A 19,381-nucleotide genomic window follows, 5' to 3' on the forward strand; every position below is an offset into this window, starting at 1 on the left:
TCAACTGCTCTATGGTACCTCCCGCATGCGTCGAGCCGACCGCCTATTTCGAATTGTCGAGTACCTCAAATTCCGCCGAGAGGCAGTTACCGGGGAAACGCTCGCAAGAGAAATGGAAATCGGAGTTCGCACGATCTACCGCGACATTGCCAATTTGCGATCTTCGGGCGTGCCGATTTTTGGCGAAGCAGGCGTCGGCTATCTGCTCAACCAGGACTACCTCGTTAAGCCACTCATGTTTGACGTTGAGGAACTCGATGCGTTATTGCTTGGGGCCCAGATGGTTGAAAGTTGGGGGGACGCTGCGATTGCCCGTTCGGCCCGTCGGGCTATCTATAAGATCACAGCGGTCTTGCCGGCATCGTTAGCCGAAGACGCAAACCGTTCGGCCGCCTACGCCTGCTCGAGCCGGAGCAAGTTGCCGATAACGATTGACCTCGCCTCTTTGCGTCGAGCGGTCCGCACCAAGCATTGCGTGGAAATACGATATAAGGTCGAATCGGGCAAAGAGTCCCAACGGCGGATTCGCCCCTTGTGCCTCGTCTTCATCGCACCGGCCTGGCTACTTGCTGCATGGTGCGAAGCCCGCAACGATTTCCGTGAATTTCGCGTCGATCGCATCACAAGCATGAAAATCACTGACGAGCAATTTCAGGATGAACCCGGGAAGAATCTGAAGGATCTTCAGCAACGGAAGCGGAAGACTTAGAGGTTCTAGCCTCGTTAAATGGGTGGCAAGATTCGCTTGGAACTGTTCCGCGTAGTATGGGTCAAGCTGCAAACATCGCAACCACGGATGTGCCGAAATGCTACGGCAATTTTAGCATGCGATCCTAGAAGTCCGCGTTCGGCAATCGCATCGGCGTTTCCGCCCCCCACAGTTTCGTTGGACTAACGCGGCGAATTCCCCAAGCGATCGAGGTTCCTGGTGCAGCCTTGGCAAGTTCGCCTAGGCTAAGAACATTACCGGTAGCCGAGTGCCCCGAGCCAACGACAAGCACTTTTTTGCCTGCATATCGCTCACGGTCGAGCCCCAGAACATCCGGCATGCCGTATTGAATGTGCTCGAGCGATTGCCGCTCACCATCTGCGAAAACACCTCCGGCACCAAGCGGATTCGGCGTTGTCCACGTGCCCGACGCGTCGATCACTGCCCTGGCACGTAGTCGCTGCGGACCTTCCGGCGTTTCGACAACGATCAAGAAGGGAGCCTCGTTTCGCCGGCCATCCTTTATTCGATCGTGTCCCTCTCGCGAAACGGAAATGACCTTGTGTTTGAGCTTGATATGCGGGGCAATGTCGTCGTGCTTCGCAAGTGGATCCAAAAAGCTCTCTACTAATTCACTCGCATAGGGGACCCGATCAACATCCGGCTCCTTCCAGTTCCCATCGGCTTCGAGAAGTCTTCGCCCGGCCGGATCGATCAAAAAAGACCACGGCGTGAACAGCCGCACGTGTCGCCACTTCCACATGCTCGCCGCGATACGTCCTCCGGCCTCAAGCACAATAAAGTCCTGCTTACGTTCGACCAGATTGGCCGCCGCCGCCAACCCAACCGGGCCACCGCCAATCACGACCACCGGTAGCTCTTTGTTCGTTTCTGAACGGTCGCCAGAAGACCGCGTCGCAAGCTCTGTCGTAGACCGAGCCTCCGTCGCCCCCCCGCAACAAGAGGTAGTCGGCAACAGAATTTCCCCAGACACCTCGCCCTGGCCATTCGGCTTAGAACCACAGCAGCCCTGGGAAGAATTGATCGGTTTGGCCGCCGCGCCGTCATGATTATTCAGATTTTCGCTAATTGCTTGGTCGCCTGCCTGATCGCAGCACGAATCGTTGGATGTGTTCATCTTCGTTCCTTTGATAAGAAGTTTGCTTCTTTCTTACCAATAGAGACGCAAGACATCGCCAATAGACGCAAACAAGCCAGAAAAAGAAATCCTGACCGCTAAGGAGAGAGAAGACGACACTTCCGGTCAATTCGTTGGCTGCCCGCAGGAGTGACCGAGCAAATAGAAACGATGGCAAAAGCATGATGCCTGCTTTTCACTATAAAAAGCCTGCCTAGCAGAACTCCCGGCAAGTTGCGTTTGCGAATCACTTGTAGAACATTTGTCGGTGGATTCCGCTCTGCTACATGAGATACACCGTGAACGCCTTTTACTCTATAGGGTCACTAAGCCGAGGTTCGACTGCAATTGCGATCTTTCCTTGAACACTGTTATCGGGACTCTCCAGCCGGGCGTGGGCGAGCGGAATATCGGCAAGCGAATAGACGGCGGCAATGTGCGGCTGCAGCTGCCCACGCTCTATTAACGCACTCAACTCATCCAGCTTGCCGCGGTTTTGTCTAGTGAACACGAAGTGATAACTCGCGTTCTTCCCCCAGGCCTGGATAAGATTTTGGGGCTGATTAGTGTCTACGATCGTGACAACGCGGCCAAGTTGCGCAAGCGTGTCGGGGCTGCGAGACAATGTGTTGCCGCCGATGGTATCGAACACGACGTCGACTCCACGGCCACCCGTTTCCCGCATGGCAGCATCGACATAATCCTCGTTTTGGTAGTCTATGATGACATCAGCCCCTAAACTTCGTGCGAACTCAAAGTTTGCTTCACGCACGGTCGTGAGTACCCTTGCTCCCATGGCTTTCGCAAGCTGGATCGCGATATGACCGACACCTCCCGCGCCGCCGTGAACCAGAATACTTTCCCCCACTCTTAGCGCAACGCGCACGGCCAGTGCTTCCCACACCGTCCCACCAACCAAGGTCAGGCTTGCCGCCTCAAGATGGCTCAGCGAGGCAGGCTTTTTTCCAATAATGCTTTCGGCAGTAACGTGGTACTCGGCATAACTTCCTTGTCCGTCGAATATTTGCGGGGTATACCAGACTTCGTCTCCTGGAGAGAAGGTCGTCACACCTTGCCCAACTTCTTCGACAACGCCCGATACGTCGTGTCCGGTAATGGCCGGCAGTTGCACCAAGTCGGCATAATCGCCACGTCGGACCTGGCAATCCAACGGGTTGATAGAGGTTGCGTGGACCCGGACCAGGACTTCGCCCGCGTGCGGCATGGGCTTGGGTACGTCACAAAGATCGAACGATTCCGGGCCGCCAAATGATTTAAGTACGATCGCTTTCATTGCAATGCTCATTTCTAAATAGCGCTGAATGACCGGGCCGAGAAACCGGGGCCGCTCAGTGACGGTGAACGCTAAAAAGCGGATGTGCGGCCCCGGTCAGGCCAGCGGCTGGTTCGGCGTTTTCGCTCTCAGCGAGCATGGATCACGTCTACGCCGGGCTGGCCTCGAACTGATCCAGCGTGGTTTCGTGCCCGTCGCGTTGCACGCTTTGCGCCTTGTTGTAGCTCTCCATCAGCGCCCCGTAGTGCGGCAAGAGGTCGACCATGATTGCCGCGAAGTCCATTGCGTCGGGGCGGTTCCAGGTACTCATTAGTTCGCCCAGGACGGCAAACGTGTCGATCGGCATCGCTCCGGCCTGAGTAATGCGTGTGAGCGTCAGGTCGGTGGCCATTTGGGAGTGGTTGCCAGATGCGTCGATGATGCAGAAGACATTATACCCCGCGACGACAGCGCTGATGGCCGGGAACGCCATGCAGACGCTCGTAAGAGTACCGGCGATGAGCAGCGTCTTGCGGCCCGTCGCCTCGATGGCCTCCACCCACGGCGGGTTGTCCCAGGCGTTGACTTGGCCCGACCGCGGGATGTACACCGCCTCCGGGTTCTGCTCGTGGATTTCCGGTATGAGCGGGCCGTTCGGCCCGTCCGGAACCGAGGCCGTCGTGAAGGTCGGAACCTTGGCGAGACGGGCCACCTTTGCCAGGGCGATGACGTTGGACCGCAGGACGGGAAGTTCGATATCCTTAACCAATTGAAACAGCCCGCTCTGGTGGTCGATGAGCAGCATTACTGCATCGTCCGGGTCGATCATCCACTTGTTGACTTTGGCCATGATTTTCTCCTGAAGGGAAGAGGACTCTGTTCTGTACCGCGACACCGCGATGTCTGGATAACAGAATAGAGAACCGGTTCAGGAGTGTATCGGCGGATATTGCTGTCTTTTTGGCGATTCTTGCTGTCGTCAGTCGAATCGCTTGGGGGTGACGCCGACGAGCCGTTTGAAGTGCCGGTTGAGCTGGCTTTGATCGCTGAAGCCAACCTCGATGGCGATCTGGGCCAGCGAGAGTCGCCCCTCGGCGATGAGGTGTTTCGCTCGCTCGACGCGCTGGTGGATGACGAACTGATGCGGCGGCAGGCCGGTCGTCTGCTTGAACAGCCGTGCAAAATGAAATTCGCTCAGTTGGGCGACTGCGGCAAGATCAGCAAGGGAGATGCTTTGGTGGAGGTGGGCGTGGATGTACTCTTCGACCGCCCGCAACGCATGTCGCGTCAGTCGACCGCCCGCCCCGCGAAAGGCCCCATTCGCCCCCTCCCTGTTGGTCATCTGTCGAATGAGTTGGACGACAAGCACATTCGCCAGCGACTCGGCACACAGCCGTCCGCCTGGCCCGCCGGTGATCAGCTCGCGGCGAAGGGCTGTGAGCGTGTTGATCACCTCGGGGCTGGATCGGTCGTAGTAGCGAACAGGAAAATGAACGCGGGCCGGGTCGAGATCGAAAGCCTCTTCAGCCACCTTTGCAATCAGTGTCGGAGACAACTGGTAGTGGGTCGAATCGGTATAGTCGAACGTGTTGCGCCACTGCCACAGACTCTCGACGCCGGGCGGCAGGAGATTCACTGCGTGCGGCAAGCCGTCCCCGCGGTACCGGGCATCATCGCAACGGTGATCGGTACACTCCGAAATGACCTTGCCAGTGAGGACAAGCCACAAACTTTCGAGGGGCGGGTGGACGTAGTCGCTCGCGGAATGGTTCGGGTCGTGTTCGACGCGCAGCCCATTCCAGCCAAGCGTCTCGCTCGTGTGTCGAAACGCAAATGGAATGTGTCCCAGTCGATCATCGGGGTTAAGGGGGCGAAAGGACTTCCGTGGATAGTCTGTCCGCGTCATAATGCACACCTCCTGGTATACGCCTCCCTCGCCCAAAGCCAAAGCTCGGTACCAGGAGACGCTTTGGAACCTCTGAACACGAAAAACCCTAATGCGGCCCGGTCTGCCGCAGCGGTATTGCAACACCTTGTTCGCCATTACTGATTACTCACCGACGACCTTCATCGTAGTGTTTTCGGGGCCAACTTCATAGCAATCGCATTGGGGAGCGAAGGTCCAAACAGAGGACAAGATTTGAACGGTGTATCGACTGACTGTGAAACGAATTACGTCATTTCATGTGGAATCGTGAGAAATCCAGCTAGATGGTTGAACTCGATGGTCAAGTCTCAAGTCCTGCGGTAGCAATAAGAAAGCCCTTCGACGTGCTCGAAGGGCTTATTTCTGAAAAAAGTCGGGGCGACAAGACACGGTTAGAACTTTTTTGCTCAGCTCTTGCTGACCTGCAAACGTCCGGATCCCGTGGCTTTTGCGGGGCTCGAGTCCCTGATCGGACAAAACCGTAAACAGCTGAAGTGATTCGCTTCTCGCCTTCCAAAGCAAGACTAAAAGCGGTTTATGATACAGCTTTCTCAAAGCCCTTGCCGAGCAAAGTTTGATTAGCGGCTCCTTCGCTGGCACGATCTCGCAAAGACGCTTTCAAAGGCTTCTTTGCTGATCGCCCTTTTGTGTTTCTACCTAGCCCCGAGATTGCTCACGAGTACAACTCGTGACTCAGGCGGACACCCCAGTCCGCATCGGGTTTCATTTCGGAGCTGCCGAGCCGTTCCTGGACTGTCGCCACCGCTAGGGCACGCCGCGACGCCTCGGCCGCCGCTTACGCGGCTGGCAGCTCTACGAGAGTGAGGTCCGCCTAGTAGGGCTCGGCCGGTAGGTCGGCAACCAAAGGGCGATGGTTCCGAGAAATGGAGAGGATGACCACCTTAACGTCCTTGACGGCTTCGGCCGCCGAGACCGCCCGTGCATCGGAGGCCAGCACATTGGATTCGATGGTCTCCGGGCCAGCTAAGTACGAACCTCATAGGCACCACTCGTGCAGATGTGTGGCACTCCAGACAAGGCGAACGCTAGCTGTCTTCCCAAGCAACAATGACCTGTGGTCAAGTCAAAGGGGCTGCGAGGCTGCGGACACTTCATGTGCGCCGAAGACCAGTAAGGCGGCAAGTAAACATATAACTGCGAAGACCCCGTCCAGCCAGAGAAAAGTGCCCGAAGCTTCTTATCCACTGGGTGCGACGTGCAGTACAACGTAACAGCCAATAATACGGCTCGGCCTTACCTTCCGTCAGGTCACGGGATCCCTCAGGATCGTACGCAGCGCATCTTGTGGGGTCTGACGGGTGAAGGCGTCAAGGTGGATCTCGTGATGCGGCCCACTCCGGGTGACGCCGGCGCGGTCGGCGAACCCCCCAAGCCGTTCGAGCGTGCCGAATTCGTCGGCAAAGGGCCCGTGGTGCATCACCTGAACTGCGGTACTCTCCGGCAGGGCGAACACCTCGAGGTGGTCAGCCGGGTCGTCCATGCTGCTCGCCGCAGTGCTGCGGGCGGCTATTATGTCGTCGTCGGTGATGCCGTCGGAGACGGCGGTCATAATCCGGTACCGCAGCGACGGGATGGGATTCACGCTGTAGAAGTCCGCGATGCCGACCGGCACGGAGCCCTCCGGGTACCAGTACTGGATCTCGATCACCGGTGTCGCGCCGTCGGGTGCGAAGGTGCGCGCGACGTCAGCCAAGAGCGCCTTCTTGCGGTAGAACTCGTTGGAGCCGGGCGAGCCGTTCCCGAGCACCGCGACATAACGGACGGCGGGGGTACAGACGAGCTCGGGCTCATCGGACGCCGCGAGATGGTCGGTCAGGGGCAGTGGGTCAGCCACGGAGACCACCGCCGATCTTGCGCATTGTGTCGGCGTAGGCCGCCGGTAGGTCGACATCGAGCTTGTCGGCGAGCACGAAGAGCCACCACAAGCACTCGGCAAGCTTATGTTTGAGTTCCGCGTCGACGTCGCCGTCGATACCCCAGGTGCGCTCGGCGGCCAGGATCAGACGACCTACGTAGGCGGCGTCGTTGTTGAACCCGACAGCGAGTTCGGGCAAGGTCCAGGTGCGCTGGATCTCCCGCTGCTCGATCCGTTCGTACATGGCGCGCACCTCTAGAGCGACGGCATCGGCCTCGACGAGGGTCTGCGGGGCTGGGTCGTGTGCCGGGCTTCGCTCGGCAGGGGTCTTCGAATCCGGCATTTCGGTTCCTTTTGGTCTCAGGGTACGTTTCGACGCCGGGCCGCATTCTGGACCGCGACAGTCTGGGTAGGCCTTCCCACTCCTTATCCCTTTACGGAATTCGAAATGGCGAGGGGCTGGTCATCTGGAATTTCAAACTCCACCGAGATCACTGCGTCATCTTTCGTCAAAACCACGGCCTCCTCCAGACCACGCGTCTCGCCATAAAACTTCCGTGTTTCAGCCTTATCATTCACTGCATAAGAAAAAAGCAATTCTCTCGATAACGATTCCATTCTTAAAATTAATGATGTTAGATCTGCGACGCGCCGCCGATGATGAACAGCACGATGCCGTTGAGGTAAGCCGCCGCGCCGCTGGCCAGGAAAGCCACTGCACGGGCGATGACCTCGGTTCCCGGCCGGATCAGTTAGGTCTGAGATGCACCACCATCGGCGAACAGTTCTACGCCATTGATGTAGCTCGCCTCGTCACTGGCCAGGAACGCCACTGCCGACGCGATTTCCTCCGGCTCGCCTATGCGCCCCAATGGACTCTTCGCAATCAGGAATGCCAGACCTTCTTCGGCTTTGTCTCCGAAAGACTCACGAAGAGAGTCGGTATTGGTTGGCCCTGGACTCACGATGTTGAGTCGGACGCCCGAGCCTTTGAGTTCAGCGACCCAACTGCGCACCATGTTGCGTATGGCCGCCTTGGTGCCGCCATAGATACTCATCGAGGGGGCAGGATCTTTCGATGCCGTGGAGCCAATGATTATCACGCTGGAACCGGGGGAGAACAGGGACAACGCCCCTTGGATCGTCAACACCACGCCCTTCACATTGGTCGAGAACTGTTGGTCGATCTGAGTCTCTGTGATCTCTCCCAGCGGCGCATGCACGCCGCCGCCAGCATTGGCCACGAGCACGTCGATTCGACCGAATCGACGCCGCACATCGGCATACAGTGCTTCGAGGCTCGCCGCTTTGGACACGTCGGCAACGATCCCTACCGCACAGTCACCCAGCAAGGCTACAGCTTCATCCAGCACCGCCTGTCGCCTACCAGTTATCACCACGCTGGCTCCTTCGCTTGCCAATCTCCTAGCAATCGCCAAGCCAATTCCACTGCCGCCGCCGGTCACGACGGCGGTTTTTTCGTTCAATTTAGACATTTCACATCTCACAGTTCAATCTGTAGTGATCACTACAGAGTTGTAGTGGTCACTATAGTACGGTATAGTGATCGCTAAAGCAATGGCAGTCATCGACTGGGGCTGGCTTCCCCTCAACTTTTAGCCGAACCGACACGAGGAAAACGATGAGATCTTCCGATAATGAACTTGTCTCCATGGCTCTGTTGAGCGCCGAACGTGAAATCAGTCGCTTGATCGCCACCTATCCACATCTGCTCGACGCGGGGAAGTTCGACGAGTTAGCGAAGCTCTTGCAGCATGCAACGCTGGAGGTTTCCGACGCGAATGCCGGAGACCAAGCGGCGATCGAACAGTTCCTGGTGTATAGCATACGGCGACATGAGAACGGAACGCGTTCGCCGGGCTGTCGTGCCGCACCTGATGGGGTCCCCGTCAGCGGCCGGTGTGCAGAGGTGCATCTTTGATGAGCCCCGAAACTGCCTGCTTCCAGCCCAAGGCAGCCTAACCTACTATTGACCCAGACCTTATTGTATCTTGGTCCATTTTTGAAATCTCCACAAGAATACTGGATGAGTTCATCGACTATGAAACAGAGAAAGTCGGGATCGCTCAAAGGCGATGCCGGACGCCTGTCAACCCGCCCATCGCGGCGCGCCTTCGATCGTGGAGCCGGTCTTTCCATTGCGAAAGATCTGTTCCATGAACGTGGGTATGACGCCGTAGGGATCGCCGAACTAACGCGCGTCCTAGGTATCAATCCACCTAGTCTCTATGCCGCCTATGGCAGCAAGGCTGGGCTTTATGAACGCTGCCTTGAAGTCTATGTCGAAGAGGCCAATCTACCGGCGAACAAGATACTGACGCCCGACCGACCGCTTCCCGAAGCGATTAGCGAATTGCTATTGCGAGCGGCCGAGCTTTACACGAGGTCGAAAGCCAAGCGTGGCTGCATGGTGGCGGAGGGCATGGGCGCCGACGATCCACAGGCTCGCGCTCTGGCCAATGCCTACGGTGAAGCTGCTGCTCATTTCATCGAGCATTACATAAGCCAAACCGAGCCGCAGCGGGCGCGGGGACTAGCCGATTATGTAGTCACAACCCTCCGTGGTTTGTCGTCAGCATCACGCGCCGGGTTATCCAAGACGCGACTATTGGCGGTTGCCAAACTCGCCGCTCAGTCTTTTAAGATTGTTCTTGCCACCCCTTCTGAGTATCACATCGTCATGCCTGTCATTGATGATTGAATTCGGAGTGCGCGACGCTGAGGGGTCGCGAAGTTTTCATGAACATGCCCTTGCACTTTTGGATATTGTCTGGGTCATTCCGGTCGGCCCTGATCGGCAGCAAAGAGACGGCTACCGTGCCTAACTTCAGGTGCATTCAATTACATGACCAAGGTCGAACCGTCCTGGGCCCCGAGGGCCGACGAGAGATAGCCGCGCTCGCGGCCAATCAATGCTGCTCTCGGGGTCGCCTTCGTCAACGCCCCGTGACATATTGCCGGCCGAAACGCCACGCCATATGGTCTGGACCGCAGTTGGCGAATGGAAGATCCATCGCCGTAAGGATTAGACAGATGACGGGATTTGAACTCGCAGGTCTCCAAAACGTCTGCGTTTCGGTCGACACGGTTCGCAGCATGACCTAGCAGAGCTGTGATACGGGATTGAGAACCAGATTCTTAACCACCGCGTAAGCTGTTGTGCCAAAGGCATTTACGAAAACACGTCGTTTTGAAATGCCGTGCGCCTTCCGCAAGTCGGGACAACCAGACACGGTTAGAACTTTTTGGCTCTGAATTCGACAACTGGCCAGTCGTGATTGTGGAGTCGATGTTCGACGCCGCGTAACTGTTAACCGAGCTGCCGAGACCGAAAAGCTCCCCGAGTCGGACTCTATGCGAACATGGGCTCGTTGAGCTAGGAGCTTTTTTTATCAAGAACTTACGTCGATTGCCAAAGGTGCAGTTTTACCCGTGGTCTTCGACTACGGCCGTTCCGAGGCCGAAAAAAGTGCCCAAGAAGTCACGCCCAACGGAGTCGAAGCAGCTCAGTACGACCAATCTATGCTCGACTCTGGCGAAGTTTCGACGAGGTCTGAATTGTTCAGGTTACTCGGAGTGAATCGTGCTCGGGGCACTCAAGTGCTCCGAGCACTCAAATAAATCGACCGCGAGTCATCCCCGTTCTCCAGACAAATACGACTTCACGATTTCATTCGAGGATGCCTCGAACAAAGCCTCAGTCGGACCATATTCAACGATTTCACCGACGCCGCCTCGCGTCCAGAAGACGGCAACGTGGTCGGCCAAACGCCGTGCTTGGCCGAGATTGTGAGTGACAATGATGATCGTGTAGTGCTCACGCATTGACTGGATCAGTTGTTCGACACGCTCGGCAGCGATCGGATCGAGAGCACTGCAAGGCTCGTCCATCAGTAGCACTTGAGGTTTCAGAGCAATCGCCCTCGCGATGCAAAGCCGCTGTTGCTGTCCGCCTGAGAGCTCAAGGGCCGACTGATCGAGCCGGTCTTGAACCTCATCCCAGAGGCTAACATCGCGCAGGGCTCTTTCTGTAATCTGCCTCAGCTCGTCGCGATTGCCCAGCCCATGCTCACGCAGAGCCAGCTCGATATTGCGTCGGATGGACATCGCAAAAGGATTCGGCTTTTGAAAGATCATGCCGACCTGACGTCGAAGCTCAGTGCGACTTGAAAACACTCTGTCGATTGGACGACCATCAAAAGAGATTTGCCCAGTGACGTTGGCACCGGGAATCAAGTCCGTCATGCGATTCAGTGCCGCCAAGAAGCTACTCTTGCCACACCCAGACGGACCAACAAGGGCAAGGACTCGTCCCGGATTTGCTGCAACTGAAGCGTTCCGCAAAACAGTGCGTCCATGGTACGAAACCGATAGATTCTCAGAGGAAATCATTGACGGTCTCTGCCTTGTGGTGTCGTGCCCAGGCCGGCAACTTTCAACAGCAATGCTGTTGTCCCGTTGATAACCAGCAGAATGGCAACCAGAACGCAAGCGGTTGCGTAGGCTCTCGCCCCACCATTCGGCACGTTCATTGCTAAGTCGTAGATATGCACACTGAGCGACCTGCCGGAATCAAAAAGTGATTCGGGTGATCGCGCGACATAACCTGAAGTGAATATCAAAGCAGCCGTCTCTGCCAGCGCTCGACCGACGCCGAGAACCACTCCGGCCGCCAAAGCTGGAGCGGCAGCAGGGATTACTACGCGGAACAAAGTCGACGATCGAGTCAGTCCAAGAGCCGCAGCGGCCTGACGATGTTCCATCGGAACCGAATTGATGGCTTGCTCCGCCGTGCGGATAAGAATTGGCAGAATCATGCAACTCAGAGTGAGGCCACCGGACAGGATTGAGTAACCAAGCCCGAGCGTAATGGTAAAAAATGCGTTGCCAAACAATCCGAAAACAATGGAGGGAACCCCCGCGAGAATATCGAGGCACCGACGAACGAATCGAGCAAGCAGGGAGTCGTATCCAATTTGCTCCGTCAGTGCGATGGCCGTTGCTATCGACAGCGGAACTGATACCGACAACGTCACAAGTAGAATTAGGATGGTTGAGAGAATAACGGGACCGATCCCACCGGACCGTCCAGCGTCCGTGACGTCGTCGAGCAGAAACGAGATGTTGATCTGTGAAACTCCTCGTACAGCGATGTCGGTGAGAATCCAGGCCAAAATCCCCATCACCAGGCATGCTGCACACCAGATTGCAAGCGTGGCCACGTACTCGCGGATTGTGTGTTTCCGTTGATCTGGACGGGATGGCTCAATGGAACGCGTGATGCTCATCTGATCGGCCTCCCGCGTCGCGAAATCACGATTACGATGACACTAACAACCAGCATCAAAATAAGTCCGCTGACAAACAGAACCGAACGATGTGAAGTTGATGCATAGCCGAGTTCCAAGGCGATGTTCGCGTTCAGCGTGCGGCCCGGCGACAAGAGCGACGTCGGCATCTCGACAACGTTCCCAGCCAACATCAGTACGGCCATCGTCTCGCCCAAAGCACGAGTGAGCGCCAGGATCACTCCGGCCGCGATGCCAGAACGGGACTCCGGCAGGACAATTTCCCACACGATTGCCCAACGCGACATTCCCAGCGCGGCTGCGCCGTGGATCGCCTCTCGCGGAGCAGCAGCGACAGCATTGTCGGACAACACGGCAACGGTTGGCAAAACCATGAGCCCCAGTACGACGGTAGCAGTCAGCAAGTTCTGCCCACTGCCCCCCAGATTCGCAATGATCGGCGCGAGTACGACCAGTCCCCAAAGTCCGAAGACGACCGAAGGGATACCAGCAAGAAGTTCGACGATACGTCTGTGCCAGGTGGCTAGTGCTGGAGGAGCGTAGAAGTGGACGAACAACCCTGATGCAATTCCCAGCGGTCCGGCAATGGCGACAGCTCCCAGACTTGTCACCAGTGTCGCCACGATCATCGGCTTGAGATTGAAGTTGCCTGACAGGGGATGCCAACTCCGATCGGTGAAGAACCGACTCAGCCCGATTTCAAGCAATGCGGGTGTCGCTTCGCGAAAAAGAAATCCGAGGATTACCAACACGACTGCGGCGGACAGGAGAGCCGAGACGCGGCTGATGATCATGAGAAGCAGATCACTGCGCGGCATTGGGCTCACTTGTGACTGGAACGAAATACTGCGAGCGGACCAAGTCATGCACTTCTGTCGATTGGCAGAAGCGAATGAACTCCATTGCAAGTGGTGATGGGGAGTCCGTCGTGATCAGGCTCAAAGGGCGACTCATTGGAAACTCACCACTGGCAACTGTGGCTGTGCTCGCTTCCACACCACCCAACGACAGCAAGCGGATTGGTACGTCCGCAGCGATGTCGGCCTCGGCTGTCCCAATGGAGACGTATCCAATCGCGTTCTCAGTTCCCACGACAGTTTTGATGCCGTGCTCGTTTTCCCCAACGATGACATCCGCTTTAACAGTCGTGTTGTCGATTGAGAAATGATTGAGAAACACATCCAGAGTCGCACGGCCCTCTGCCTTGTGGACGACGATGATCTCGCTCTCATCACCGCCAACATCCTTCCAGTTTTGAGTCTGGTTTGTGTAGATGGAATTGACTTGCTCGGCTGTCAGTTCTTCGATCGGATTGGAACTGTGCACAATCAGACCAACTCCGTCAGCCGCAATCTGATGTGCAGTCAAATCAGTTTCATCAGATTTCAAGGCACGGCTGGCCATACCGATATCAGCGACTCCCATGCGAGCGTCGGCGATGCCCTTGCCGGAGCCACCCGTCTGCACATCAATGCGTGCCTTTGGATGACGTTCTTCAAAACGCCTGGCAATCTCGGTGACGAGAGGTGCGACCGTACTCGACCCCGTCAGCGTTAGTTTGCCGGACAGGTTTCCGTCAGCCTCTACCGAGACTTCGCTCGATGGACTCCCGGAGCATCCCGCCAGCGAGATGACGAGGACCGTCGTATATAAAGCGGGATGGATCAGTTTCATTCTCTGTCTGCGTGTAATGCTGTGTGCTGAGGGTTGTCCGTCGACCAAGTGGACGGGAATGTGTCGGTCAGTTTTCCTTGGTCTCGGCCGGATACTGTTTCAGGGATGCGTATTCCTTCCACGAGCCTTCGTAGAGGCGGACGTTTGGATACTTGGCAACGTGAGCCAGGTAGAACCGCAGCAAACTTCCCTCGCGGGACGTTCCGCAGTAGACGATGATCTCTTTGTCGGGAGTAAGGCCGGCCGATTTGAGTTCGTCCTTGACCGTGGTCATTGGAAGAAACTTGTGGGTATTGTCAGCTTCCATCAGTCGAGCCCAGTGAAAGTTGATTGCTCCGGGAATGTGCCCTTTACGCACCCAGATATCATCGTCACCGACATACTCGTTATGAGGTCGGGCATCGACAAGGACGACGTTGGGCTGGTCTTTGCGTTTCAGCAGTTCGTTGAGATCAATCCCTATCCGTTTGTTCATCGTTTTAGGCAGTTCTCCAGGTGGATTGCCAAAGTATTCTTGAGTCGTTGGCAAACCATTCTTCTGCCACTCAGCCAGACCGCCGTCGATGACTCGAATATTCTTGACACCGAATTTTTCCAAGACATACGCCACCATCGTGGCGCTCAGGATTTCATCATTCGGCAGAACGTCACCGGTCGCATACACCAGGAGAGCCCGGTTTTTGTCCACGCCGGCTCGCGATAGGAGTGCCGCAGTCAGATCATCGGGAAGGTATTGGACAGGGACTCCGTGGTCCGTGCCGCGAAGTGTGCCAAAGTTGATGTGATGGGCCTTAGAAATGTGACCTCGGAAGTAATCCTTGTAGCCACCACGGGTATCGAGGACTGCCACGCCTTGGTCGGAACCCGACTGCTCGATCAATTCCCGTGCCTCCTGCGGCGCAATGATCCCAATTTGACCGAAGCAGACTGAGCAGTTGATGATGCAACAGGCACCGACAAACGCCTTGAAATCGAATGGCATGATGTTGAGTCCGTAGATGACGAGGATTTGGGGGTGATCAGGAGAACGAAAGAGTGCAGCAACCGAGGTCTATCGCCCGTCCTTTTCGACGCGCCAAGAGCGAGGAAACCAGCGCGTACGATGCGTTCCGCCCCTGTCGTTCACGAGTGACAAGTCCGGCGTCGCGTAACGCTCTGAGGTGGTGAGACAGCAGCGTTGGCTCGACTTCAAGTACATCGTTGATCTCTGCAACGGTCTTGGGGCCATCGAGCAGGGATTCAACCACAGCCAGACGTGTTTCGTCTGCCAAGACTTTCAGAACGCTGGCGCACGACACGTCGACTTCTGAGTCCTGACCGAGAATGCTTAGGGATGGTTTCATGGCGTATCACTTGAACCGACATTCAGTTGAGTGGCCATTCAATCATAATAACGAGATGTGTGCAACCATGCCGAAAGTTGAAACCTGATCCGATGCGCTCATACGCAGGGCCTGAAACAAAAACGCTTCCGCTGTAGGACTCGAGCCAGACTGCCGGCCCCCGAGAGTGGCGACAGGATTTGAACGTCGTAACCCCCTGCTAAGCAGTCGGTTCGAGCAAGTGCCCTTTATCGCCTGCTGAATCGTGTCGTCTGTTTGAACTGACTGAGTTGCCATTCGTGGTTTGCGTAACTTGTTCACATCAAACGAGAAACAGCTCGCCGCATACAGACTGCGACGAGCTGATTTGAATTTAAGTCGGGGTAACAGGATTTGAACCTGCGACCTTTTGACCCCCAGCGCTTGAAGACGAAATTTCGGGTTAATTTGCAATCATTTTCACCCGGTTTCGTGAACTTTAAGCCACTTCTTGGCTACGGGGATGCTCTTGTTTTCCCGACAATTCGTGACACTTTTGGCCTCAATCCGTGACACCACAAGTGACGCCGCACGTAACGCCGCACATTTAGGCAGTGACATTGCCACACTGACTCACAAAAGTGTAAAGTAGCTTCCGTTCAATGGTCGAAATTCAGGTCAGAAGGAGGGCTGTAGACATGGCCAAACGAAAGACGACAGCAAAGAAAGCACCGGCTACCCAGCAGACTGAATCGGAAGCTCCGATCGACAGTTCCGTCGATCTCCGTGTACGCGTCGATGCTGACATTCATCGAAAGATCAAAGAAGTAGCCGAGGAATGCGGTTTGAGCATCAGCCAACTTGTAGCGGGCGTGATCGAAGGAGTTGTTGACCGGATGCAACCAGGTTTCCCCAAGCTGCAAGATAAGGTCGTAAAGGTAGAACCCCGATCGAAGTGCCTCTTCATCGGCCAACCAGCTAAATACGTGACCTACACCGAGGAGTGCTACAACGAAGAATACGCTCTATGGAAACGCGGAGAAGGCCAGGAACCGAACCCGCATGATATCGGAGCAAAGACACCATACGAGAACGGTGAAGTCTGGTTCATTCTGGACTATAGCGGTCGGCCGGTTCGTTACACCGTTGAGAAGTACTAGCCGACCTGGCCGAAGCCATCCGCTCTGGCCCTGTCGCGCTTTGTTGGAGAAGGAGGGGTCCAGGGGAACCTTGAGGCTTTATGGTTCCCCTGGTCGCCCGAAGTAACTGCTCACAATATGGAAATCGCTTTTAGAGGGCGAAATGAGGTAGTTTTGATTTCACGCCGCGAATGGTTTGCGGCATAAAAAACCCCAGGAACGAAAGTTTGGTCGCCGACGTTCCCGGGGCATAACGTTACTAGGGAGTAAACGTCATGTCTTCACATGATAACAAGGATGTCTGCGCGCGTGCAGTGCAATCGGACCAGCGTTGGAGCGAAGAGCCGCCTGGTTACGGCTGGGTCTGCGATCTTGAAACCGTTCGTCATCGGAGAGTTGGCGATAGATGGGTACGAGTGGCCGAAAATGGCAACCTCCGGTTTGTTGGCCAAGTTCAGGGCGATGATGCCTATGACATACTTCGACAACGCTACGAAGCCGCCGTCCTTCGTGGCGAGGTAGAACCGCTAAAGGGACATAGCGTAGACGAAGGGGCCGACCGGAGCGAAGCGGAGGGAGGCCCCGGAGTCGCAGCGGCGTCCGTTTCTCATTCACTTGAAGAGAAACGGAAACAGTGTGGGGAAGAGTGTGACCGAGAACGGCCACCTGAACCGATCGAACCTGAAACCACTTATGAAGCTCGCCGGTGTCGATGCAAGAGTTGGTTCTGCGACGACTGCGCCCCAAGCATGGGAATCGCACTTCGTCTTCGGCTCATCCCAATCATTGAGACATTCACCAGTGTCCAGATGTGGACATTCACCATAGATCCAACATTGTTTAGTAGCCCTGATGAGGCGTTTGAGTACTTCAAAGCGAAACGCTGCCTCTCCAATCTTATGCGGGCGCTACGTGATCGGGGACTCGTCCATTCCAAGAGGTTCTTCTCGGTCATTGAGTGGCATAAGAACGGCTATGCCCATTGGCATGTGCTGATTGACGCGTCGTACGTTTCGAAAAAGATCGTTCAGGAGATGTGGGACAACTATCGTCCCAGGTGGGCAGGTCCCAAACCTAGTGACCGCCCAGGATTCGGATTGATTCGATTCTCAAAAAGAAAATTCAATTCCAAGCTTCACGCTGCAAGATACGCCACGAAGTATCTGATCAAGCCACCCGAGTCTGGTTATCCCGATTGGGTACTAGACTATGGCCCTCTCGTCCGGCGTTACTCAACGTCCAACGGCTTTTGGGAAAGCTCGAAAGGTGAGACTAAGAGCATTCCAATAACAAAGGAGGCCGCCCCGGATGGGCACGACGAAAATGCCCGTCCTAAGAAAGAACGCGACCCTGGCGAAGTGCGTTCTACGATTCGCGAGCGTCTCGCTCGCTGCGGTCAACAAACCGTTCTGCTGGCCAATCACATCAAGACACACCACAACGGAACTCGGGAATACTCGACCCAATTTCTTGGCCAATTGAGGTTCGTGTCATTCCACGACGCTAAAGCGTTCTTTGGCTTCGAGAACTTTTGCCTCAGAGCCATTCCCCTTACTTCCGAGAGCGTTACGCAGCTGATCCTTGAAGACAAGAATCGGCAACTCAACTTCCGTCTCGAAGCGCTGGCATTGAAAGGCGACGCCAGACGCGCCGCCTAGATTTCACGATTGAACAATCACGAAAGGACATTTACATGACAAGCAATCAGCAAGGATGCGGCGTGATTAGTCGCCAAGAGTTGTACACAACGCGCCAGCTCAAAGCCCGTCTTGGGATTTCCGATGCCTCGATCAGAGAAATGAAAAGAGAAGGCCTACCTGTCATAAGACTTGGTAAACGAGCTTTCATTTCAGGCAACCAGATCATCGAATTCCTGGAAAGGAGAGCCTCCAATGCACAAGAAAGCTAACGTCCGAGTCTGCGATATTGGCCGACGCTTCCTGGTTCTCCGCTGGACCGATCCCGAGACGGGGGCGATTCGTCAGAAGTCGGCGGAAACGAACAGTCCAAAGGAGGCAGAACGCCTGGCGGGAAAGATCGAGGCCGACGTTAACGCAGGCATCGAGGTTAATCCGGCCAAGCTTCCTTGGGAGTACTTCCGCGAATGCTTTGAGGAAGACAAGTTTCCGCTGCTCGCCACTCAGGCCGCGTATACCTACGATGCGATGTTTAACAATGTTGAGAGGATTCTGAATCCTCGTTACGTTAACGACATCACCGCCCAACGCCTGGCCCGGTTCCAAGCTGAACTACTGAAGTCTGATAAACGTCTCGCCACGATTATCACCTATCTGAAGCACCTTCGAGCTGCTCTTAATTGGGCAAAAGATCACGAGATGATCGACAAGGTACCAAAGTTCCGATTACCTAAGCAGCCGAAAGGCTCTAAGCTGATGCGAGGTCGACCAATCACTGATGAAGAATTCCAAAGAATGCTTGATGTTGTTTCTGAAGTGGTTGGAGAGGAGGCAACGGAAAGCTGGCGATTCTTTCTTCGCGGCATTTGGTGCTCGGGACTTCGCCTCTCGGAGTCGCTCGAAGTCTACTGGGATCGCCAAGACAAAATTCAAATTGTCTTAGATGGAGAGTTCCCTATGCTTCGAATTTTGGCTGAACTGGAAAAAGGCCGTTGTGACCGTTTGCTTCCAATTACTCCCGAATTTGCCGCCCTCTTAGAGCAAGTACCTAAGGCGAACAGAAATGGTCCGTTGTTTTTCCATCCAAGCCATGGAGAACGCTGGAAGGCGGACTGGTACTCTCGCCTTGCTTGTCGAATTGGCCGAAAAGCCAAAGTGATTGTTGATATCAATCCCATCTCGGGAAAGGAAAAGTTTGCTGGGCTACACGATCTCAGACGATCGTTTGGTCAACGCTGGGCACAAAAAGCCCTTCCTCAACACTTAATGCAATTAATGAGACACGAGTCGATAGAGACAACCTTGAAATATTATGTTGGCTCAGACGCACGCATCGTATCTCAGGCCATCTGGGGCAATGAACAGCCAACTAGCTGA

At 55.5% G+C, this 19,381-nt stretch carries 21 protein-coding genes; 7 read left to right on the forward strand and 14 right to left on the reverse strand.

Going from position 1 to position 19,381, the window contains the following annotated elements; translation table 11 throughout:
• The first annotated feature begins 25 nt into the window (after positions 1-25).
• Complete coding sequence (locus tag HOV93_RS20645) at positions 26-709, forward strand: helix-turn-helix transcriptional regulator (RefSeq protein WP_207398432.1); 684 nt, start codon at positions 26-28, stop codon at positions 707-709.
• Between the two features lie 124 nt (positions 710-833).
• Here the strand turns inward: HOV93_RS20645 and HOV93_RS20650 are convergent, their stop codons facing one another.
• From HOV93_RS20650 to HOV93_RS20680, 8 genes are all read right to left on the reverse strand, one after another.
• Positions 834-1,847 carry an NAD(P)-binding domain-containing protein gene (locus HOV93_RS20650; protein ID WP_235990728.1) on the reverse strand — a complete coding sequence of 338 codons (1,014 nt, stop codon included), beginning with the start codon at positions 1,845-1,847 and terminating at the stop codon, positions 834-836.
• A gap of 310 nt (positions 1,848-2,157) precedes the next feature.
• Positions 2,158-3,141: a zinc-dependent alcohol dehydrogenase family protein gene (locus HOV93_RS20655; protein ID WP_207398433.1), complete on the reverse strand. Its 984-nt coding sequence runs from the start codon at positions 3,139-3,141 to the stop codon at positions 2,158-2,160.
• A gap of 148 nt (positions 3,142-3,289) precedes the next feature.
• Positions 3,290-3,970 (reverse strand): isochorismatase family protein, encoded by a 681-nt coding sequence (locus tag HOV93_RS20660; RefSeq protein ID WP_207398434.1) that lies wholly within the window; start codon positions 3,968-3,970, stop codon positions 3,290-3,292.
• A 129-nt stretch (positions 3,971-4,099) separates the two neighbouring features.
• Positions 4,100-5,026: a helix-turn-helix domain-containing protein gene (locus tag HOV93_RS20665; RefSeq protein WP_207398435.1), complete on the reverse strand. Its 927-nt coding sequence runs from the start codon at positions 5,024-5,026 to the stop codon at positions 4,100-4,102.
• A gap of 853 nt (positions 5,027-5,879) precedes the next feature.
• Entirely contained in the window at positions 5,880-6,005 is a 126-nt protein-coding gene (locus HOV93_RS26235; protein ID WP_261358642.1) for a hypothetical protein, read from the reverse strand.
• A gap of 306 nt (positions 6,006-6,311) precedes the next feature.
• Entirely contained in the window at positions 6,312-6,902 is a 591-nt protein-coding gene (locus tag HOV93_RS26495; protein WP_207398436.1) for a GyrI-like domain-containing protein, read from the reverse strand.
• Positions 6,895-7,266 (reverse strand): hypothetical protein, encoded by a 372-nt coding sequence (locus tag HOV93_RS20675; protein ID WP_207398437.1) that lies wholly within the window; start codon positions 7,264-7,266, stop codon positions 6,895-6,897. The genes HOV93_RS26495 and HOV93_RS20675 overlap by 8 nt, the downstream gene beginning before the upstream one ends.
• 409 nt (positions 7,267-7,675) lie before the next feature.
• A complete protein-coding gene (locus tag HOV93_RS20680) occupies positions 7,676-8,419 on the reverse strand; it encodes an SDR family NAD(P)-dependent oxidoreductase (RefSeq protein ID WP_207398438.1) in 744 nt (247 codons plus the stop codon).
• Between the two features lie 146 nt (positions 8,420-8,565).
• On the opposite strand from HOV93_RS20680, the gene HOV93_RS20685 reads away from it, so the two are divergent.
• Both HOV93_RS20685 and HOV93_RS20690 read left to right on the forward strand, forming a co-directional pair.
• Positions 8,566-8,865, forward strand: coding sequence for a hypothetical protein (locus HOV93_RS20685; RefSeq protein ID WP_207398439.1), 300 nt, complete (start codon positions 8,566-8,568; stop codon positions 8,863-8,865).
• A 105-nt stretch (positions 8,866-8,970) separates the two neighbouring features.
• Positions 8,971-9,645, forward strand: coding sequence for a TetR/AcrR family transcriptional regulator (locus HOV93_RS20690; protein ID WP_207398440.1), 675 nt, complete (start codon positions 8,971-8,973; stop codon positions 9,643-9,645).
• Between the two features lie 932 nt (positions 9,646-10,577).
• On the opposite strand, the gene HOV93_RS20695 is transcribed toward HOV93_RS20690, so the two are convergent.
• From HOV93_RS20695 to HOV93_RS20720, 6 genes are all read right to left on the reverse strand, one after another.
• A complete protein-coding gene (locus tag HOV93_RS20695) occupies positions 10,578-11,336 on the reverse strand; it encodes a phosphate ABC transporter ATP-binding protein (RefSeq protein ID WP_207398441.1) in 759 nt (252 codons plus the stop codon).
• Entirely contained in the window at positions 11,333-12,232 is a 900-nt protein-coding gene (gene pstA / locus HOV93_RS20700) for a phosphate ABC transporter permease PstA (RefSeq protein ID WP_207398442.1), read from the reverse strand. The genes HOV93_RS20695 and pstA overlap by 4 nt, the downstream gene beginning before the upstream one ends.
• Positions 12,229-13,071, reverse strand: a complete 843-nt coding sequence (gene pstC / locus HOV93_RS20705; RefSeq protein ID WP_207398443.1) for a phosphate ABC transporter permease subunit PstC — start codon at positions 13,069-13,071, stop codon at positions 12,229-12,231. Before pstC ends, pstA begins: the two co-directional genes overlap by 4 nt.
• The gene (locus HOV93_RS20710) at positions 13,058-13,927 is read right to left on the reverse strand and encodes a phosphate ABC transporter substrate-binding protein (protein ID WP_207398444.1); all 870 of its coding nucleotides are present in this window, start codon (positions 13,925-13,927) and stop codon (positions 13,058-13,060) included. The genes pstC and HOV93_RS20710 overlap by 14 nt, the downstream gene beginning before the upstream one ends.
• A 67-nt stretch (positions 13,928-13,994) precedes the next feature.
• Positions 13,995-14,909: a sulfurtransferase gene (locus HOV93_RS20715; protein ID WP_207398445.1), complete on the reverse strand. Its 915-nt coding sequence runs from the start codon at positions 14,907-14,909 to the stop codon at positions 13,995-13,997.
• A 37-nt stretch (positions 14,910-14,946) separates the two neighbouring features.
• Positions 14,947-15,270 (reverse strand): ArsR/SmtB family transcription factor, encoded by a 324-nt coding sequence (locus HOV93_RS20720; RefSeq protein ID WP_207398446.1) that lies wholly within the window; start codon positions 15,268-15,270, stop codon positions 14,947-14,949.
• 656 nt (positions 15,271-15,926) lie between these two features.
• On the opposite strand from HOV93_RS20720, the gene HOV93_RS20725 reads away from it, so the two are divergent.
• From HOV93_RS20725 to HOV93_RS20740, 4 genes are all read left to right on the forward strand, one after another.
• A complete protein-coding gene (locus HOV93_RS20725; RefSeq protein WP_207398447.1) occupies positions 15,927-16,388 on the forward strand; it encodes a hypothetical protein in 462 nt (153 codons plus the stop codon).
• A 254-nt stretch (positions 16,389-16,642) separates the two neighbouring features.
• A complete protein-coding gene (locus HOV93_RS20730) occupies positions 16,643-18,025 on the forward strand; it encodes a rolling circle replication-associated protein (RefSeq protein ID WP_207398448.1) in 1,383 nt (460 codons plus the stop codon).
• 35 nt (positions 18,026-18,060) lie between these two features.
• Entirely contained in the window at positions 18,061-18,276 is a 216-nt protein-coding gene (locus HOV93_RS20735; protein ID WP_207398449.1) for a helix-turn-helix domain-containing protein, read from the forward strand.
• On the forward strand, positions 18,260-19,381 hold the full coding sequence (locus HOV93_RS20740) for a tyrosine-type recombinase/integrase (RefSeq protein WP_207398450.1): 1,122 nt from the start codon (positions 18,260-18,262) through the stop codon (positions 19,379-19,381). Before HOV93_RS20735 ends, HOV93_RS20740 begins: the two co-directional genes overlap by 17 nt.

Source organism: Bremerella alba, assembly GCF_013618625.1.
GTDB classification, from domain to species: Bacteria; Planctomycetota; Planctomycetia; order Pirellulales; family Pirellulaceae; genus Bremerella; species Bremerella alba.

Coding starts and splice junctions, on each gene's coding strand:
- HOV93_RS20645 (WP_207398432.1), top strand. CDS start 26: ATGCGTCGAGCCGACCGCCTATTTCGAATTGTCGAGTACCTCAAATTC.
- HOV93_RS20650 (WP_235990728.1), bottom strand. CDS start 1,847: ATGAACACATCCAACGATTCGTGCTGCGATCAGGCAGGCGACCAAGCA.
- HOV93_RS20655 (WP_207398433.1), bottom strand. CDS start 3,141: ATGAAAGCGATCGTACTTAAATCATTTGGCGGCCCGGAATCGTTCGAT.
- HOV93_RS20660 (WP_207398434.1), bottom strand. CDS start 3,970: ATGGCCAAAGTCAACAAGTGGATGATCGACCCGGACGATGCAGTAATG.
- HOV93_RS20665 (WP_207398435.1), bottom strand. CDS start 5,026: ATGACGCGGACAGACTATCCACGGAAGTCCTTTCGCCCCCTTAACCCC.
- HOV93_RS20675 (WP_207398437.1), bottom strand. CDS start 7,266: ATGCCGGATTCGAAGACCCCTGCCGAGCGAAGCCCGGCACACGACCCA.
- HOV93_RS20680 (WP_207398438.1), bottom strand. CDS start 8,419: ATGTCTAAATTGAACGAAAAAACCGCCGTCGTGACCGGCGGCGGCAGT.
- HOV93_RS20685 (WP_207398439.1), top strand. CDS start 8,566: ATGAGATCTTCCGATAATGAACTTGTCTCCATGGCTCTGTTGAGCGCC.
- HOV93_RS20690 (WP_207398440.1), top strand. CDS start 8,971: ATGAGTTCATCGACTATGAAACAGAGAAAGTCGGGATCGCTCAAAGGC.
- HOV93_RS20695 (WP_207398441.1), bottom strand. CDS start 11,336: ATGATTTCCTCTGAGAATCTATCGGTTTCGTACCATGGACGCACTGTT.
- pstA (WP_207398442.1), bottom strand. CDS start 12,232: ATGAGCATCACGCGTTCCATTGAGCCATCCCGTCCAGATCAACGGAAA.
- pstC (WP_207398443.1), bottom strand. CDS start 13,071: ATGCCGCGCAGTGATCTGCTTCTCATGATCATCAGCCGCGTCTCGGCT.
- HOV93_RS20710 (WP_207398444.1), bottom strand. CDS start 13,927: ATGAAACTGATCCATCCCGCTTTATATACGACGGTCCTCGTCATCTCG.
- HOV93_RS20715 (WP_207398445.1), bottom strand. CDS start 14,909: ATGCCATTCGATTTCAAGGCGTTTGTCGGTGCCTGTTGCATCATCAAC.
- HOV93_RS20720 (WP_207398446.1), bottom strand. CDS start 15,270: ATGAAACCATCCCTAAGCATTCTCGGTCAGGACTCAGAAGTCGACGTG.
- HOV93_RS20725 (WP_207398447.1), top strand. CDS start 15,927: ATGGCCAAACGAAAGACGACAGCAAAGAAAGCACCGGCTACCCAGCAG.
- HOV93_RS20730 (WP_207398448.1), top strand. CDS start 16,643: ATGTCTTCACATGATAACAAGGATGTCTGCGCGCGTGCAGTGCAATCG.
- HOV93_RS20735 (WP_207398449.1), top strand. CDS start 18,061: ATGACAAGCAATCAGCAAGGATGCGGCGTGATTAGTCGCCAAGAGTTG.
- HOV93_RS20740 (WP_207398450.1), top strand. CDS start 18,260: ATGCACAAGAAAGCTAACGTCCGAGTCTGCGATATTGGCCGACGCTTC.